Source organism: Actinotignum timonense, from assembly GCF_030216305.1.
GTDB classification, from domain to species: domain Bacteria; phylum Actinomycetota; class Actinomycetes; order Actinomycetales; family Actinomycetaceae; genus Actinotignum; species Actinotignum timonense_A.
Genome location: NZ_JASOKT010000006.1, coordinates 1 through 17,406 on the forward strand (window position 1 = coordinate 1; position 17,406 = coordinate 17,406).

16 protein-coding genes are annotated in these 17,406 nt (G+C 62.2%); 6 read left to right on the forward strand and 10 right to left on the reverse strand.

Going from position 1 to position 17,406, the window contains the following annotated elements:
- Positions 1-540: 540 nt before the first annotated feature.
- Genes QP305_RS04595 through QP305_RS04605 form a run of 3 tightly spaced genes read right to left on the reverse strand, consistent with a single transcriptional unit; the run spans position 541 to position 2,607 of the window.
- The gene (locus QP305_RS04595; protein WP_284904212.1) at positions 541-1,062 is read right to left on the reverse strand and encodes a DUF6912 family protein; all 522 of its coding nucleotides are present in this window, start codon (positions 1,060-1,062) and stop codon (positions 541-543) included.
- A gap of 13 nt (positions 1,063-1,075) precedes the next feature.
- Positions 1,076-2,032, reverse strand: a complete 957-nt coding sequence (locus QP305_RS04600) for a hypothetical protein (protein ID WP_284904214.1) — start codon at positions 2,030-2,032, stop codon at positions 1,076-1,078.
- A complete protein-coding gene (locus QP305_RS04605) occupies positions 2,029-2,607 on the reverse strand; it encodes a hypothetical protein (RefSeq protein WP_284904215.1) in 579 nt (192 codons plus the stop codon). Before QP305_RS04605 ends, QP305_RS04600 begins: the two co-directional genes overlap by 4 nt.
- Before the next feature lie 412 nt (positions 2,608-3,019).
- On the opposite strand from QP305_RS04605, the gene QP305_RS04610 reads away from it, so the two are divergent.
- Together QP305_RS04610 and QP305_RS04615 are read left to right on the forward strand one after the other, a co-directional pair.
- A complete protein-coding gene (locus tag QP305_RS04610) occupies positions 3,020-4,024 on the forward strand; it encodes a LysM peptidoglycan-binding domain-containing protein (RefSeq protein WP_284904216.1) in 1,005 nt (334 codons plus the stop codon).
- A 91-nt stretch (positions 4,025-4,115) separates the two neighbouring features.
- Positions 4,116-5,210, forward strand: coding sequence for an Rv3235 family protein (locus tag QP305_RS04615; RefSeq protein WP_284904217.1), 1,095 nt, complete (start codon positions 4,116-4,118; stop codon positions 5,208-5,210).
- Between the two features lie 140 nt (positions 5,211-5,350).
- Here the strand turns inward: QP305_RS04615 and secA are convergent, their stop codons facing one another.
- The 3 genes from secA to QP305_RS04630 form a co-directional block, all read right to left on the reverse strand.
- Entirely contained in the window at positions 5,351-8,338 is a 2,988-nt protein-coding gene (secA, locus tag QP305_RS04620) for a preprotein translocase subunit SecA (protein ID WP_284904219.1), read from the reverse strand.
- A 236-nt stretch (positions 8,339-8,574) separates the two neighbouring features.
- Positions 8,575-9,579, reverse strand: a complete 1,005-nt coding sequence (locus QP305_RS04625) for a polyprenyl synthetase family protein (RefSeq protein ID WP_284904221.1) — start codon at positions 9,577-9,579, stop codon at positions 8,575-8,577.
- 50 nt (positions 9,580-9,629) lie between these two features.
- Positions 9,630-10,334 (reverse strand): class I SAM-dependent methyltransferase, encoded by a 705-nt coding sequence (locus tag QP305_RS04630; RefSeq protein WP_284904223.1) that lies wholly within the window; start codon positions 10,332-10,334, stop codon positions 9,630-9,632.
- 202 nt (positions 10,335-10,536) lie between these two features.
- Between QP305_RS04630 and QP305_RS04635 the strand changes: the two genes are divergently transcribed.
- From QP305_RS04635 to QP305_RS04645, 3 genes are read left to right on the forward strand one after another with little or no spacing between them, the layout of a single operon-like run.
- Complete coding sequence (locus QP305_RS04635; protein WP_284904224.1) at positions 10,537-11,985, forward strand: hypothetical protein; 1,449 nt, start codon at positions 10,537-10,539, stop codon at positions 11,983-11,985.
- 58 nt (positions 11,986-12,043) lie between these two features.
- A complete protein-coding gene (locus QP305_RS04640; RefSeq protein WP_284904226.1) occupies positions 12,044-12,952 on the forward strand; it encodes a 1,4-dihydroxy-2-naphthoate polyprenyltransferase in 909 nt (302 codons plus the stop codon).
- A 40-nt stretch (positions 12,953-12,992) separates the two neighbouring features.
- Positions 12,993-13,478: a PLD nuclease N-terminal domain-containing protein gene (locus tag QP305_RS04645; protein WP_284904227.1), complete on the forward strand. Its 486-nt coding sequence runs from the start codon at positions 12,993-12,995 to the stop codon at positions 13,476-13,478.
- A 68-nt stretch (positions 13,479-13,546) separates the two neighbouring features.
- Here QP305_RS04645 and QP305_RS04650 read toward each other — a convergent pair whose 3' ends face one another.
- From QP305_RS04650 to QP305_RS04665, 4 genes are all read right to left on the reverse strand, one after another.
- Positions 13,547-14,218, reverse strand: coding sequence for a histidine phosphatase family protein (locus tag QP305_RS04650; RefSeq protein WP_284904229.1), 672 nt, complete (start codon positions 14,216-14,218; stop codon positions 13,547-13,549).
- 116 nt (positions 14,219-14,334) lie between these two features.
- Entirely contained in the window at positions 14,335-14,841 is a 507-nt protein-coding gene (locus QP305_RS04655) for a MarR family winged helix-turn-helix transcriptional regulator (RefSeq protein ID WP_284904231.1), read from the reverse strand.
- 454 nt (positions 14,842-15,295) lie between these two features.
- The gene (locus QP305_RS04660) at positions 15,296-15,400 is read right to left on the reverse strand and encodes a 30S ribosomal protein bS22 (protein ID WP_425541650.1); all 105 of its coding nucleotides are present in this window, start codon (positions 15,398-15,400) and stop codon (positions 15,296-15,298) included.
- Positions 15,401-15,575: 175 nt separating this feature from the next.
- On the reverse strand, positions 15,576-15,782 hold the full coding sequence (locus QP305_RS04665; RefSeq protein WP_284904310.1) for a helix-turn-helix domain-containing protein: 207 nt from the start codon (positions 15,780-15,782) through the stop codon (positions 15,576-15,578).
- A gap of 207 nt (positions 15,783-15,989) precedes the next feature.
- Here QP305_RS04665 and QP305_RS04670 point away from each other — a divergent pair, with 207 nt between their 5' ends.
- Positions 15,990-17,390 (forward strand): TrkH family potassium uptake protein, encoded by a 1,401-nt coding sequence (locus tag QP305_RS04670; protein WP_026428671.1) that lies wholly within the window; start codon positions 15,990-15,992, stop codon positions 17,388-17,390.
- The last annotated feature ends 16 nt before the right edge of the window (positions 17,391-17,406 follow it).

Here is a 17,406-nt window from a genome sequence, read left to right on the forward strand (position 1 = left end):
CGATTGCCAGCCGGAGCGAAAATGCCGGGTGCCGAATTAAGCGACCCCGTGTAGTGAGACATCTTTTCTCCATTGGTTAGATATACGGATATTTAGGAGCCGGACGCCGTCACATATGTGAAAATTATGAAAGTGATACACCCAAGTATCACCAAAACATAATCAGTAACGCACCGTATCGCCTAAACATTCAAAATCGTAACACAACCATGAATATCCCCTTTGATATTTAGCAATACCTCATCAAATATGCATATACCGCTTTGACCTGGGGCTTTATTGGACGACCCCCAATCGATAGGGGACTTTCCGCCCATCTTGCAGTCTTTATGTAACTCATTTTCCACAAAGTGTGTGGAACATAACCACCCGCCTGCACATGGACTCGTGAATCATTATTCAATTTGCACATAGCCTCTTTGAGAGAATAAGTCTCATAGATATGAGAGAACTATTCGCGCGGTTTTCATAACAAGCGGCTATACATGCAGCATCATCCGATCAGCATGCACATCCAGACCACATAACCATGTCGGCGCCTTAAACGCTTGCCGCTGCACCCAGTTCGAGGGCTAGATCAAGGCGTTCGGAAACGTCGTACCAGAGCAAGTCCTCCTCGGCGAGTACCTTGAAAGCGGCCCCGTCGTCAGGCCCTGCCAGCACGTAGGGTTCCATCTCCGGCCCGTCCACGTGGATAGACACCACCTCAGCCCAGGAGAGCTCATCAGAAAGCTCAAGGGCCGTGGGTAAATACTCCTCCGGGTTGGCAAGATCCCGGCATTTCTCGGGTGCTACCTCAGCGGCAATCACAACTCGGCGCGGGCGCAGCCCGCCCCGCTCCGGGAGCACTACCCCGAACTGAGGATCGGCCTTCCCGGCGAACATCGCCGAAACGGCACACAAAGAATCATCCGCGGCCGCGTTGAAAGCAATCGCCTCGAGATAGTCACGATCTTCATCATTCACTTCACGCGCCAGGGCCTCCGTTGCCGCGTGCACCACACGCCCGGAAAGCACGGACATCGCAACATCGGCAGGAGTAGCCGGAAGATAAATTCTCATGCGCCCAGTCTACTCACCGCCCCACACCCCGATAGTCCAGAACAGCACGCGCCAGCCGCCGTACATCCCGACTCACCCTACTGCGAGGGGCTACAGCCACCACGCTGGTGCCGGCTCGTTCGGCCCGTGCGTAGCGAGCGGCGTCGTCGCCCACCCTTATCACGGCGGGTATCTCACGCTCCCCGAGAAGCGAGGCGAAAGTAACGCAATCCTCCAGACCTGCGCGGGTGACCACCGGCAAAGCCGCGCGGCCCAACGCCCGGGCCCGCCACCACGCCTCCACTCCGCGGCGCAAACCCACCGGTCCGGCGCGGCAGGCCACCACCACGAGATCCGCGGCGAGAAGGGCACTAAGCGTCAAGCTATCGCGCTCCCCGCTCACCCCGGCACACCGCTCGCTACTCCGGGCACGCCGGTCTAGCTGATCGCGCCAATCGCGCTGATTCGAAGCGGAAAATCCGCCTGCCTGAGCGCTGGCTTCGTCGAGAAAAGCGGGAAGTTCCGCGGCGCAATCAACGATGGTGACCTGCGCGAAAGGTCGGAGCTTATCCCACAGATCGCCAATACCGGGTCCAATCAGCTCATGCCAGCGGCCAGCGCGATTGAGGCCAGGGAGGAAATGTAAAGTGCCACGCGGGCCGGTGCGCAGTTCCCGCACGTAACGCGGAAGCTGCGTCTCTAGCGCGTCGCCAGCATGCAGGGCGCGGGCCACTCCGATGAGCCCGGCTGGCTCCTCGCCCAGGTCCACGAGCTGCGCCAAGGACGGGTTGCGGGTATCCGCGTCCACCAGCAACACCGCATGCCGCTCACTCAGCACCCAAGCAAGATCGCGTGCCAGGGTGGAACGGCCCGGGGCGCCCGCGCTCCCCCAGATAGCCACCAGGAAACCGGGATCAGGATGGGCACGCTCAGCAGGATTCGTGTGCTTCGGGACGCTGGCACGTTTTCGACGCTCAGGATTCGACCTCATTGCACCTCACCTACCAGCGTGAATGACGCGCCCGCCGCGAGCTCCTCAAGCGCAGCCCCGAGCTCGGCGCGCGGGATATGGACTTCCATCGCCGCCGCGACCGCGAAATGCGTATCACTAGCCGTTCCCGCGAAGATAACCTCCCGGGAAATCAGCCGAGCGGGAGCTTTTTCGCCGCCGCCACCCGCGGCGGGAAGCGCCCACAGCTGCGCCGGTGCCCCGCGCGCCAGAGCAGTGGGAAGTGCACCGCTGAGCGGCAGCATCGCCACCACCCGCTCACCCGACATGCGCAACGCCGACTTTTCGACCAGCTCACCCGGGTAAATCGTGCGCCCAACCGTACCGGCCTGGCCCGCCGGGATATAAGCATCGGCCAGTCCGGCCGGTACTTCCACCACGGCCAAAGCCGCCTCGTCCAGCGAGGTACCGGGCACCACCGCCTCGGTTGCCCGATAGACGGGAACGCTCACCGGGCCGCGCAGCGCATACCCGCCCGCGAGCGCGCCGGCAGCAATCAACGCCACCCCACCTGCCAGACGCGGATCTTTCCACCGCACCCACGTTTTCTCACGCATCCGCCATCCTTTCCGATTGACCGCATTTGAGCGAATTTGACCGCACTTGACCGTATTCGGCCGCGAAAACTCGCGACCGGGAGCGATGCGAAGTGACCGGAAACGACCAGAAATAACCACCCCTTTGGCCTCCGGTCACGCCCGCTCGCGCCGTGGAGTCAGTGTGACAGCTAGCGCGCAACTCGCCAAGTCCCCATCCACAGCTTGTGGATATCCCGGTCATTCCTTGCCGTTTCTTATATGAGTTATCCACAGGGAAATGAGGCCGGGTGTACCCGGCTGATTAATAGTTGAGCCACACGGGACATTTAGTCATACCACCACGGTGAGAACCGCGTGCCACCCGCTCTTCATCACGAGCGGAGCACGAGGTTTTCGATCCTGACCGGTAACCCCACTGAAGAGGTTCACGATGTCGGCAACGATCAAAGCGCTGTTATCGGCGCTCGCAGGGCTCGCGTCCGCATTTTTCGCGGTCGCGACCGCCCGCTTGCATGCCCCGCCCGGGAGCGTCGCCCAGCTCACCGGGACTCTCACCGTGGGCGTATGCATCGTCGCGTGCTTGGCATGCGCGCGGCTCACCCTCTGCTATTGCGCGGTTGCGCGCTTCGCGCGCGGGAAGGACGACGCCGTCACCCGCCTCGCCCGTCGCATCGGCGGGCGCCATTTCCGCGCGGCTCTCACCAGCACTCTCGCCACTACGCTGGTGGCCATGCCCGGGGCATGGGCCGCGGAGCCAGATTCCGGCAGCGGCGTCGATATTGGCTGGGGCGGTGACTATTCCGCTCTTCTCACCTCGCCTTCCCAGGCCAGTCCCGATCCCACCGGGTTGTTCCGCGCGAATCCTGATGAATTACTCGGTGACGTCTCCTATCGGGACGGCGCGGGTGGCTACTATTTGCACCCGCCGGCGCTACCTGCGGCCTCGCCTTCGGCTGGGCCTGGCGAACTAAACGCGACGGGTATAGCAGATGCATCGGGCGAAGCGAATGCACCGGGTAAAGCGGACGAACCAAAAGAACCGGGTGCGCTGAATGCACCGGAAGAACCGACCGAACCTGCTCAGCCTTCTCTGGCAGCTCAGCCAAGCGACCCGGGTAGAGCTCCCACCGAATCGTCACGCCCAACCGCGCGTGGCGCACCCGCACTTTCCCCGACCGAGATTTCACGGCTCGCTGCCCCGCTCCTCAACTCGGATCCGCAGCCCGCGGAGCTGCCGTGGGCAGCGCCTCCCCCGATTTATATTGTCCAGCTCGGGGACACCCTTTGGGATATTGCCGATACACACCTCGGGGCCGGAGCGAGCGATGCGGATATTCTCGGCTATACCCACGCCATCGCCGCGGTCAATACCATCGAGGATAGCGACCTCATTTATCCCGGCGAACACTTTATTCTTCCGCCAGCGCGGGAGTAAGAGCCACGCATCTGCTCCCACCACCCATGTTCAGTCCTGCCTCGGTTATCGAGGTTCGTTGCCCTACCCCCACGCATCTCAAGGAGATCCCATGTCCACTGCTCCGCATACCGAAAATACCCCCGGTGCTACTGAAACGACGACGCCCGCCCATCCCGAACCGCAGCCCATAACCAACGCTGCGGGTCAGGATCTGCCTCCTCCCGAAGAAGCCACCGCGGAGGGCCAGCCGGGTGCGTGTTCCCATCTCGGGGCGGAGGAGCCGGAGATGATTCGGGTTTCTCGGCTCCCACCTGCACCACCTCCGGTATTTGCACAGCCGGATATGGATGACATTGTGTCCACTCTGGATCAGGTTCAACTCGCGGAAATCACCCAATATCGCGCGGTCACCCGCCACCCTCCCTTCCCGCCGGCACCCCACGAGGAAGATACCTGCGTGGCAGAAAACGCGCCGCCCGCGCGTGGGCTCGTAGACGAGTCCGCGGGTGAGCTCGCAGGCGAGTCTGCGGAGCTACCTGACGCCATGGTTAACGAGCGCCCCGGCACCGACGCGGCCCCCGCAAACAGCGTGGATCCCACAAACAGCGTGGAGTTCACAAACGGCATGGAACCCGCCCAAGGCGTGGATCCCATCGATGCCTTTGAGCTAATCGATGATGTTTACCTCACTGATGGTGTTGACCCCGCCGGTGACTACCACGCCATCAATGCTGAGAACAGCACCGATACCTACACAGCCATACCGACCGAATCCAAACTCCACCAATGGAACCGGCTCGCGCTATCCGCCGCGCCCTACCGTGATATGTGGCGTGAGGAGATGGCTACCCTTGATGATCCACTCCCGCCCGAGATCCGGCCACCGCATCGTTTCGCCGCCGGAATTATTATCTACTCCATTGAGGTGCTGCTGGGCCACCGCGCGCCCGGATATGTACGCCCGCATCTCAGCCCGGAAGTATTTGCCGCGCTGGTGCGCCGGGCCGGCCTGGCTATGCGTATCAAAGGGAAAGCACCCTGGCTGGGAAACCTGCGGATTTCCACGCTCAAAATAACGCATCCGCGCCCGCGCGTGGCCGAGGTCATCGCCTGCGTATATTCGGGCGAGCGGACCCATGCGGTTGCCATGCGCATGGAATTCCTCGCGGGGCGCTGGATCGTCGTCGCCCTGGAAATTGGGTGAACGGGCCGCAAGGGCAACAAAAACTATCCCGAAACGCGCACGCAGGGCTATGAGGCCGCAACGCACCCGAAACAAAACAAGCGCCGGCCGCTCACGCAACTATCACGCACGTGACCGGCCGGCACCCATATATCTCAGGTCTACCGCCGCCGCTTCTTGTTCTGCTTGGCCGCGGCCCGGCGCTGCGCCCGGTTACCACCACCAGAACCGCCAGCACCACCCGCGCCGCCCCGGCCCCCGCGCGAACCGCCGCGCGCACCGGTGGTTTCCGTTTCCCCGGAACCGTCCTTCGCGGCCGAGGAATACGAAACATTCTGCTGGCGCTTCGGCTGCTTAATCCCCAGGGATTCCGCGGTCACGCGCTGGCCCGAGGCACCCTCGGCGCCTTCACCCACCGCGGCCTGCAAAGCCCGCTGCTGTTCCGCTTGCACCTGGCGCTGCTTTTCCTCCAGCAACTGGCGCTGCTGTTCCTGGGCGGCACGCAGTGCCTGCTGGGAGGCAGAAACCTGCTCGGCACTGCCCGCACCGCTGGTGCGAATCGCCACCCCGGGGCCGGCCATACCCGCCGCGGTATTCCCCGCCACGGTCACCGGGCCGGTCGCCTGGGCTTCAGCTTCCAGGCGCGCCGCGCGCTCGGAAGGAAGCTCAAACTTGAAGAGGTACCGGACGGTTTCCGACATGATATTGTCATTCATCGCCTGGAACATGCGGTAGCCCTCGTCCTTGTATTCGACGAGCGGATCGCGCTGCGCCATGGCGCGCAAGCCAATACCTTCCTTGAGGTAATCCATTTCGTAGAGGTGCTCGCGCCACTTGCGGTCCAGCACAGACAGCACGATCTGGCGTTCCAGCTCGCGCATATTTTCCTCGCCGACTTCCGCTTCGCGCTCCTCGTAATGGGCGTGAATATCATCGGTGAGTTCGCGCTTGAGCGCGGTGCGATCCAGCTGGGAGGGCCCGCCAATTTCGTCGAGGTATTCCTCCGCGGTGAATCCGGGAGTGTAGTAGCCCTTGAGGTCCGTCCACAGCGCGGAAAGATCCCACGCTTCCTCATTATCATCGGCGGTGTGGGCGCTGACCACGTCATCCACCACGAAGTCGAGGAAGCCCTGCACCATAGACTCCATATTTTCGCCCTCGAGGATGGAACGCCGCTCGGTGTACACCACGGTACGCTGGTCGTTCATCACGTCGTCGTACTTGAGAACGTTCTTCCGCATTTCCGCGTTCCGCGCCTCATTTTCGGTTTGCGCCCGCGAAACGTTCTTCGACATCTGCTTCGTTTCAATCGGAGCATCGTCGTCCATCGCGTAGCTGAGCATGCGCCCGGCCATGCCCTGGCCCCACAGGCGTAGCAGGTCATCTTCCAGCGAGAGGTAGAAACGGGATTCACCCGGGTCACCCTGGCGGCCGCTACGCCCACGCAGCTGATTATCGATACGCCGGGATTCGTGGCGCTCCGAACCGAGCACGTACAGGCCGCCCAATTCGGCCACTTCTTCGTGTTCGGCCTTGACGGCTTCCTGCTGGCGTGCCAGCTCTTCGGGCCAGGCCGCTTCGTATTCTTCCGGGGTTTCTTCCGGGTCCAGGCCGCGTGCCGCCAGCGCATCCACCGCGCGATGTTCGGGGTTGCCGCCCAGCATAATGTCGGTACCGCGGCCGGCCATATTGGTGGCCACCGTGACCGCGCCCTTACGCCCGGCCTCCGCAACCACGCGCGCTTCCCGCTCGTGCTGCTTCGCGTTGAGAACCTGATGCTCGATGCCTTCACGCGCGAGCAAATCGGAGAGCTCTTCGGAAGCTTCCACCGAGGCGGTACCCACCAGCACCGGCTGGCCCTTTTCGTGGCGTTCCACAATATCTTCCACAACCGCGCGCAGCTTCGCGGCACGGGTGGGGTAAATAAGATCCTGTTCGTCCTTGCGGATCATCGGCTTATTCGTGGGGATGGGAACGACGCCGAGCTTATACGTCGAGGCGAATTCCTCAGCTTCGGTTTCCGCCGTACCCGTCATGCCAGAGAGCTTGTTGTACAGGCGGAAGTAGTTCTGGAGGGTGATCGTGGCCAGAGTCTGGTTCTCCGCCTTGATCTCCACGCCTTCCTTGGCTTCAATCGCCTGGTGCATGCCTTCGTTGTAGCGCCGCCCGGGCAGCACGCGCCCGGTGTGTTCGTCCACGATCAGCACTTCGCCGTTGAGCACCACGTAATCGCGGTCTCGCTCGAAAAGCTCCTTGGCCTTAATTGCATTATTCAGGTAGCCGATGAGCGGAGTATTGAGGGATTCGTACAGGTTATCGATACCCAGGGCATCTTCCACCTTGTCAATTCCCGCTTCGAGCACACCCACGGTGCGCTTCTTCTCATCCACTTCGTAATCGGTATCCCGGCGCATACGCAGCACCAGGCGCGCAAATTCGCGATACCACTTATTCGCATCACCTTCGGCCGGGCCGGAAATAATCAGAGGAGTACGCGCTTCGTCAATAAGAATGGAATCAACTTCGTCAACGATAACGAAATTATGCCCACGCTGCACCAACTCACTGGTCCGCCACGCCATATTGTCACGCAGGTAATCGAAACCAAATTCATTATTGGTTCCGTAAGTAATATCCGCATTGTATTGTTCGCGGCGCTGTTCGGGAGTTTGCCCGGTGAGAATACACCCGGTGGTCACCCCGAGGAAGCGGTAGACGCGCCCCATAAGTTCGGACTGGTAGGAAGCCAGGTAATCATTAACCGTGACCACGTGCACGCCCTCACCGGTGAGCGAGTTGAGGTAGGCGGGCATGGTTGCCACGAGCGTTTTACCTTCACCGGTTTTCATTTCGGCAATATTGCCCAGGTGGAGGGCCGCGCCGCCCATCACCTGCACATCATAGGGGCGCTGACCGATGGTCCGCACCGCCGCTTCACGCACCGTGGCAAAAGCTTCGGGAAGGATAGCATCGAGGGTTTCGCCCTCTTTCAGGCGCTCCTTGAAGCTATCGGTTTGCGCGCGCAACTCCTCATCACTCATCGCCGAGATATCACTTTCAAGCGCATTGACCTGCGCGGTGATGTTCTTCAGCTTCTTCAGCGTGCGGCCTTCGCCGGCGCGAAGGATACGATCAATCAAGCGTGCCACTTCGTCGAGCTCCTTACCGTGGGCATACGGATGCAATTGTACGGGGTAGAAGCGCGCCCCGCCCCACCTCTTTCACCATTAGCTTTGCGTTCTTCATTACGCTCAGTTTTTCACCAGCCTAGTACCAGGTGCTCGCGCGCTTCCCTGCGTGGTTACGAGCATAGGTACGACGACGCCGCCACCTCGCCGGCGCGCCCCCTAGGCCGTGCCTGTCAATCTAGACCGTGCGCGCCAACCTAAACCGTGCGCGCCACCACCGAGCGTGCATATTCCGCGAGGGCTTCGCGCACCGCCCCGTTCTCCAGGTCAGTAATAGCGGCCACCGCGCGCCCTGCCCATTCCTCGGCAAGCGCCCGGGTTTCATCCATAACCGAATGCTTGCGCAGCGCGCCGAGCACGGAATCAAGGCGCTGCCCGGCCAGCTCCCCGCGGTCCAATTCCGCCAAGATCGCTAGCCCGGCGTCGTCCAAAATCCCCGCGGCGGCACGTTCCCGCAACAGAATCGTGGGCATGGTATCCACCGATTCGCGCAGGTCCGTGCCCTGTTCTTTACCGGTTTCTTCGGAAACAACGTCGATATAGTCATCGGCGATCTGGAAGGCGATCCCCACATTTTCACCGAATTCTTGCACCTGGGCGGCAACGTGCGCGTACTCGGCTTCCCGGCTCCCGGCCGCCGCATACACGCCTTCGCGCGCGGAAGCCGCAATAAGCGAGCCGGTTTTCCCCGCCAGAACTTCCAGGTAGTGCGCCCGCGGGGACACCCCGCTCGTGCGGCCCACGGTTTCCAGGAGCTGCCCGGTGCACAGGCGCCGGAACGTTTCCGCGTAATCCTTGACGGCACGCGGCCCCAGATCCGCCATCATTGACGAGGCGCGCGAAAAAAGAATATCTCCGGCCATAATCGCCGCGGAATTCCCGTAGCTGCGGTGCGCGGCCGGAACCCCGCGCCGCAGCGGGGCTTCGTCCATAACATCGTCGTGGTAGAGGGAAGCCAGGTGGGTCAGCTCCATCGCCACCGCCACGTGCTCGACCCGCTCCGATTCCGGCTCCGGGCCCAGATACCCGCAGAGCAGCGCCAGCGCCGGCCGCATCCGTTTCCCGCCCGCCTCGGCAAGATACGTGGTGATCGGGTCCACGCGCAGGTCACCAAAATGCGTGGCCGCGTCCAGCTTTTTTTCGACGACGCCGAGCCGCTCCCCCACGCGGGTGAGCAGCTCTTCGACAGTCAGGTCTTTCACGATAGCCAATCCTAGCTTTCCGATGGTGCGCCGGCCCGCGGCCCGGTGCCTCAATGCGCCGCCGGCAGGGTAGCGCGGTGCAGCGCAACGATCCCGTTGCACATATTACGGTATTCAACGTCGCGCCACCCTGCCGCGTGCAGCCAGCCAGCCAGAGTACGTTGATCGGGCCAGTCGATAATCGATTCCATGAGGTAGGCGTAGGCCGGGCCATCCGAGGAGGCCAGGGCCGCGACCCGAGGAAGCACGTGGCGCAGGTAGCCGTGGTAGAGGGTGCGGAAAGGCGCGCAGGTGGGCGTGGAAAATTCGGCGATCACCACGTGCCCGCCCGGGCGCGTCACGCGGGCCATTTCTTGGAGGGCCCGCATGGGATCGTGAATATTACGCAGGCCGTAGGAAATAGTCACGGCGTCGAACGTATTATCCACGAAAGGAAGATCGCAGGCATCGGCCTGCACAAAACGCAAGTCCGGGTGGCGCAGGCGCGCAACCTCAAGCATCCCGTCCGAAAAATCGGCGCCCACCACGCGCGCCCCCACCCGGGCGAAATGCTCGGTGGAGGTGCCGGTCCCGCAGGCCAGGTCGAGGATCTCCATCCCCTCGCGAATGCGCAGGGCTTCGGTAACGTAGCGGCGCCACAGCCGCACCTGCCCGAAACTGAGCAGGTCATTGCTCAGGTCGTAGCGCGGGGCGACCTGGTCGAACATTCCGGCGACGGCGCGCGGATCTTTGCTGAGTTGTGCACGTGCAGACATGCCCTCTATTCAACCAGCTTGGGCGTATTTGGCAAGAGTGGAATTCTATCTGGCTGCGTAGCCGGGGCGCAGCCACGTGCAGCCGCGTGCACATCCGCACAAAGTGCCCGGGTTCAGCACGCGCCCCACGGGACCTCAAACCGGCGAATTTCCAACGGGCGGCGACTAGACTGAAAAAGAAGTCACGAATTGAGGAGTCATTATGTCCCTGCCCACGCCCATGCCAGCTATGACACCGCCGCTGCTGGCCGATGTGCGCCGCGATTTTGGCGCCCGCACCTGGATTGTGGCTCTTATGAGCCCCGTGATCGCGGTGGCGGTCACCTTCCTCGTCACGCTTTTCTTCGCCTGGCTCGGCCTGCGCGGCATGGGCGAGCTCGATATGGGCGGGGTGAATCTTAGTGATGTGCTCACCGCCCCGAAGTGGGCGGCCCTCACCCTGCTGCTGGCCCTGGGCGGCACCGCGCGGGTGGTGGCCGAGCCGAATCTTGTGGATATGAGTTTCTTCGTTCCCGCTCTCACCCTCACCCTCCTGATCGGCCTCATTATCTACTTCCTCAACCAGTGGGTGGGCCGCGGTAAGCGCAATTCCACCCTGCTGGTCTGGATTCCGGCCTGGGTTTCGGCCGGGGTGCTCGCGGCGATCGGTGCCGGGCTGGCCGCGTTCATGCGGGTGGATCTGAGCCCGGGCGGGGCCGTCATGGGGCAGCCCATCCCGCCACTGGCCTTGCAGGCTAGCCCCCTCTTCACCGCGCTCACCTGCCTCCCGCTCGGGCTTTTCGCCGCGGGCTTCGGGCGCATGACCACGGTGAAATCCACCCCGCGTAACCGTTTCACCCTCACGGCGGCCTCCTCTATTCCCACCTACGCGCACGCGGTACGCCTGGCCTTCACCGCTTTTATCCTGGTGAGCTGCGTTTCCGCCCTCGCCTTCGGTATTGACCTCATGGTGCGCCAGGATGCCAAGATCGCGTGGCTCCTCTTGGCCTTCCCCTTCTTCCTCACCACCGGAGTCATGACCATGTTCGGGGCGGTGGGCGCGTCCTTCGCCGCCGAATATGATGCCACCGGCCTGGGCATGGGCGTGAACGCCCAGGGTGATACCACCTTCCTGCTCTGGGATAACCTGGCCACCGCGCCGGCCATCGTGGCGCTTATCTCCATGGTGCTGGTGCTGGTGTGGACGGCCTACCGCTGGGGCCGCTCGCGCGATCCGCGTATGGAATTCGGTGCTATTGCCTGGACGGTGATGCCCTTCGGTTTCGGGGCCACCACCACCGTGATCTGGGGTATTACCCGCGGCTCCGCGAAGATGGCGGCGCAGGGCATGGAGCTGGCCAGCGCCAGTTACGACCTGCATTGGTACCTCATTTTCATCGGGATTGGCCTGGGCCTGGTGGTGGAGGCTTTCTCGCGGCCCTTCCGCACTCGTCCGCCCGAAACGATGGCCACGGGTTACCTCACCCCGCACGCCTCGGATATCCCGCATCATCCTTCCGTTCCCGGCGCCCCGGGCGGGATGCCCTTGCATCCGGAGTATCCGGGAACCCCGGTTGCGTCGGCTCCCCAGCAGGCCCGGCCGCCGGTACAGCCACCGATGCAGGCCCAGCCGCCGCATGCACCGGCGCCCCGCCCCGAAGACCTGGCCTAAACCCCAGCGCGGTCTAGGTGATGCGCTCGGAGCGTTCCCCTCGATAGAATAGGCGGCCGTGGCAACTGTTACTGATTGGCTCGAAGGGGCGCGCGTTCGCACCCTTCCCGCGAGTGTCTCCCCCGTTATCGCCGGGGCCGGGATCACCCTGTGGGAAGGGACGCTGTACGGCCCGATTCTGGCCCTGGCTTTCGTGCTCGCCCTGCTGTTGCAGATCGGCGTAAATTTCGCGAATGACTATTCCGACGGCATCCGCGGCACCGACGATCACCGCACCGGCCCGCCTCGCCTCACCGGCGGCGGCACCGTGCGCCCGGGCGTGGTGCTCGCGGTGGCACTCACCTGCTTTGGCCTCGCGGCGCTCGTGGGGCTGGTGATTATTGCCTGGTGCGGGCAGTGGTGGCTCATCGCGGTGGGCGTGGGCGCACTGCTGGCCGCCTGGTTCTATACCGGCGGGCGCCACCCCTACGGCTATATGGGCTTGGGCGAAGTCTTTGTTTTTATTTTCTTCGGTTTGGTCGCCACCGCCGGCACCGTCTATATCCAGAGCGGCACGGTTCCCTGGCAAGCCTGGGTGGCCGGCAGCGCCGTCGGCCTTATTGCCTGCGCCATTCTCATGGCTAACAATATCCGCGATATTCCCACCGACGCCGTCACCGGGAAACGTACCCTCGCGGTGCGTCTGGGTGATACGTGGGCGCGGCGCGTCTATGTGCTCATGCTCGCGGTGGCGATGGGCTGCGGCGTCGTGCTGGCGTTCACGCCGAGCACCCACCAGGCGTCCCTCCTCCTCTACCTCCCCGCTTTCGCCATCGCTGCGCGCAATAGTTGGCGGATGCTCAGCCGCGGTCCTTCCCGCGCGCAGGGGCGTGCTCTTATCCCGGTCCTGAAAACTACCGGTATTACCGAGCTCGCTTTCGCGCTGGCGGTGCTGGTCTCGTTCTGGGCCAGTTCGCTCTTGGTCTAGGCGCCTGCAGCCTCCGCGCGCTAACGACTAAGATGGTGGTATGGCCCGAGTAATTATGGCACTTCTTGCCGTCAGCATCTGGATTTACGGCATCATTGACGTCATCCGCACGGACACCACCCGCATGCCGGGCCGGCTGCGTAAGCCGGCGTGGCTCGCCCTCACGGTTCTGGTGCCGGTTCTCGGGTCGCTGCTGTGGATCGCTTTTTCTTTCCCGGTCAAGTTCCCGCAGCAAAATATTTCGCTCGGCTCTTTTGGGCGGGGTCGCTCTTCGTCGCAGCGGCGCCGTCGCCCCGTTGCGCCCGACGACGATCCGGACTTCCTGTCCCGCTTGGATGCGGAAAACCGTTTCCGCGAATGGGAACGGCAACAGAAGGAGAACGACGCCGCACCCGACGCCGCATCGGGCTCCCCCAGCGCCGGTGAATCGAAAGACGCGGGCAGCCCGGAAGCTGGCGGCGCGCAGCCGGATAATCCGGAGGAGCCTGGGGGCCGGCCGGCATCCCAGCCGCCCGCGCAGGATTAACCCGCTAGTTTCTGAGAGTCGCTCAGCCCTGCCAGTCCGGCGGGGCTGTCTCTATCTGCGCGTCTGGCTTAGTCCCCGCGGTTTTCGTCCGCCGCGGAGACTCCCGGGGTAATATCACGCGCCCGGGCCAGCAGCTCAGCCGCGGGTTCGGCGTAGTCCACCGCCACCAGGCTGGTGCCCTGGAACGTCAACGAGGTCACCGAGCACAGCGCGCACTGGCGCCGGCGCGGATCGTGAGCGAGGGAACGGCCTTCCACGAAGGAACGCAGCGTCCAAATGGGAAGCTGGTGGGAAACCAGCACCGCCTCGCCACCGCGGGCCGCTGCCAGCCCATGGCGTACCGCATTCGTCATGCGCGCGGCAATATCCGTATAGGGCTCCCCCCAGGAGGGCCGGAAGGGGTTGATATACCACGGCCAGAATTTCGGGGAGGCCAGAATCCAGCGATTCCGGTTAACATTGATTCCCTCGAAATTATTACCCGCTTCGATGAGGTTGGCATCGGTGCCAATCTCAAGATCGAAAAGCTCAGCGGTGGGGGTGGCAGTTTCAATAGCCCGCTCCAGGGGTGAAGAGATCACCGCCCGCACATCACGACCGCGGAAGAAATCCCGAACACTGCCGGCCATCTCCCGGCCCAGATCGGTGAGGTGAAAACCGGGTTGGCGGCCGTAGAGTTCGCCGCTGGGGTTATCCACCTCTCCGTGGCGGACCAGGTGAACAACTGTTACGTCAATCATGATGCCAGTCTACGGCACCGGGAGCTGCCGGCCGGACCCCAAGCCCCCTCGCTTGGGAAATTCGCTTGAAAAGCACCATCCGACCGGCGTGCCCGAATACCTACGTGCCCGAACGCCTACCAAATATCGGCGGCGTTGCCCACCAGGCGAGTGCACAGCTCGCCCATCTTGAGGAAGTCATCATGACCGAGTTTGTCCACGAGGTGAGCGCGAACCGAGATCACGTGGGTAATGGCCGCCTTTTGCAGCAGCTTGAAACCTGCATCCGTGAGCGTGCAATCCACCCCGCGCCGGTCATGCGCGTTGGCGGAGCGAGCCACCAGACCGCGCGCCTCCAGGCGGCGGACGGTGTGGGTGAGCCGCGAGCGAGAATGTACCATCACATCGGCGAGAGTCGACATCCGCATGCAGCGATTTTCCGCCTCGGAAAGGCGGGCCAGAACGTCATATTCGTTCAATGACAGATTGTGATTGACCATGAGTGCGTGGTTGAGCGCCTCTGAGGTCACGGCTGTCGCGCGCAGATACGCGCGCCAGGCAAATTGTTCCCCTTCAGAAAGCCGGCGAACTTCCGCGGCCATGAGATTCATCCCTTCGTCAGGCACGATGTCACGTCGTGACATTAACGGCAACTCGCACGGGGTGTGCGAGTCTTCATTACGTCGTTGCGCCCGCGCCGGACGCAACACATCCAGCTTGCGCCGGATGAACGATGACGCCACTTCTCCCCCATTTTCCCACGCGGGAACCCAGGAGCGAAAGGCCTTAAGTGGTGCTCGTAGCGCGGTACCGCGCGCAGCACGCCCGTGCCTGGCGAAGCGCCGTCGACCACAGCATCACGTGAAGTATACCTTTGTACGAACGTAACTCAGAGTTACATTCTCTTTTTAGGAAGGACACCCTTACCTAGGTAGTAATAATGATAAGTATTTTTGCCCGAATTGTCAAGGTTTGCTCGATAAGCATCCCATGAATATGTGAGCACTTTCACTTGTTCCTAAGTGTCGATACCACGGCGTTAAAACAAACGATAAAACAAAAAGGCCCGGACATCCGGGCCCTTCCGCACGCGGGGAACTACTTCTTGTTCCGACGCTGGTGGCGAGTTTTACGCAGCAGCTTACGATGCTTTTTCTTCGACATACGCTTGCGGCGCTTCTTAATAACGGAACCCACAGGCACCTCCAAAACTAGATCGCGGGGAATCGCCCCGATGGAACATCACAGTATCTTACCGGCCCGCGCCCGCCTATGCGTAGCGCGTGAATCAGAACACGGTTAAATTCACAACCGCTCCGGGCCTGCCACCGTTTCTAGCGCCCCTTTTCGGGCGACGACGCACCGGCCGTGCGCCGCACTATTCCCCAACCGCGCGCTGTTGCGGGAGGCTATTTCCAGTCAGGAGTGCTTCAACAGCGCTGGCGGGTACCCGGTAGGAGCTTCCCACCCGCACGGCCGGCAGATCGCCGGCGTGAACCATGCGGTAGACGGTCATCTTCGAGACACGCGTCAATTCAGCCACTTCCGCGACGGTGTAAAACTGCGGAGACGAAGGCATTTGCATCTGGTTCATCCCATCATCCTGGAGTAATTTTTTGCCACATCGGCAACAGCTACAGCAAGGATATCCCATATTCTCAGCATTCACAGCATTTTCTGCATGTTATGTGCCGCTTTTCCGTGAGGTACGTGGCAGGGGAATATACTACGGAACAGGTACGCGGCGTTTTTCCTGGCCGCAGCCGCTAGCTCGAGGACCCGGAGGACGCCCATGGCAGCACACCCTGAGGTGGCATCCGCGCGCCTGAGCTGGCGTGATCGGCTGGCGGCCGTAGGTGGACGCGTGGATCGGGTGGCGCGGGATCGCCCCGCGCGCCTGGCGCTTCTTATTTTCGCGCTCATCATTTTGTTCCTCACTGCCGCGCTTTCTTTGCCGTTGGCAACCACCACGGGGAAGAGTGCTCCGTTCATTGATGCGCTTTTTACCGCGACGTCATCCGTGTGCGTGACTGGCCTGGTGACGGTTGATACCGCGACATACTGGTCGGTATGGGGCCAGCTTTTTATTTCTTTCGGGCTCATTGTGGGTGGCCTAGGCGTGATGACGCTGGCCTCGATTCTGGGCCGGGCGGTTTCCCGCCATGTGGGTCTCACGCAGCGCATGCTTACCGCGGAGGAGAATCAGTCGAGCCTGGGCGAGGTAGGTACGCTGCTCCGCGCGGTGATTATTGTGGCGTCGACGGCGCAGGCTATTTTGTTCTTGGCCCTCCTGCCCTTCTTTTTGCGCAATGGCGAGGCCCTGCTTCATGCTCTCTCGCATTCCTATTTCATGGCGGTTTCCATCTTTAATAACGGTGGCTTTGTGATCATGCCGGAGGGTGTGAGCCCGTATGTGGGGCAGTGGGCGCTGACTATCCCGATTATTTTGGGTACTGTTGCCGGGGCTATTGGTTTCCCGGTGGTTTTGGATATGTGGCGTAACCGTTCACGCCCGCGTAAATGGTCGGTCACCACGAAGATCACGCTGGTCACCTATATCAGCTTGGCGGTGCTCGGCGCGGTTTTCCTGGCGGTGTTGGAATGGAATAACCCAAATACCCTGGGTAATTTGGCGGTGGCCGATAAAATCAACGCCGCGCTCACGCTGTCGGTGGATGCGCGTTCCACGGGTTTGACCACTATTGATGTGGGTGCGATGGGTGAAACATCGTGGATCCTCCTTGATTCGCTCATGTTCATTGGTGGCGGTTCAGCTTCCGCGGCGGGCGGCATTAAGGTGACGACTTTCGCGGTGCTCTTGCTGGCTATTCGCGCCGAGGCGCGCGGTGATCGCGATACCGAGGCTTTCGGTAAGCGCATCCCGGCCGAGGTGTTGCGCTTGGCTATTGCGGCAACGTTCGCCGGCGGGATCATGGTGGTGACCGGTTCGGTGGCGCTGCTTCAGCTCACGAATTTCACCTTCTCGGAGATTCTGGTCGAGGTGATTTCCGCTTTCGCTACCTGCGGTTTGAGCACGGGGATCACCGGGGCGCTACCAGCCAGCGCGAAGTTCGTGCTGGTACTCCTCATGTTCTTTGGGCGCACGGGCACGATGACGCTCGCTGCTGCATTGGCGCTGCGTTCACGACGCCGCACCATCCGGCTGCCCGAAGAACGGCCAATTATCGGCTAAGCGGGCAGATGGCTTA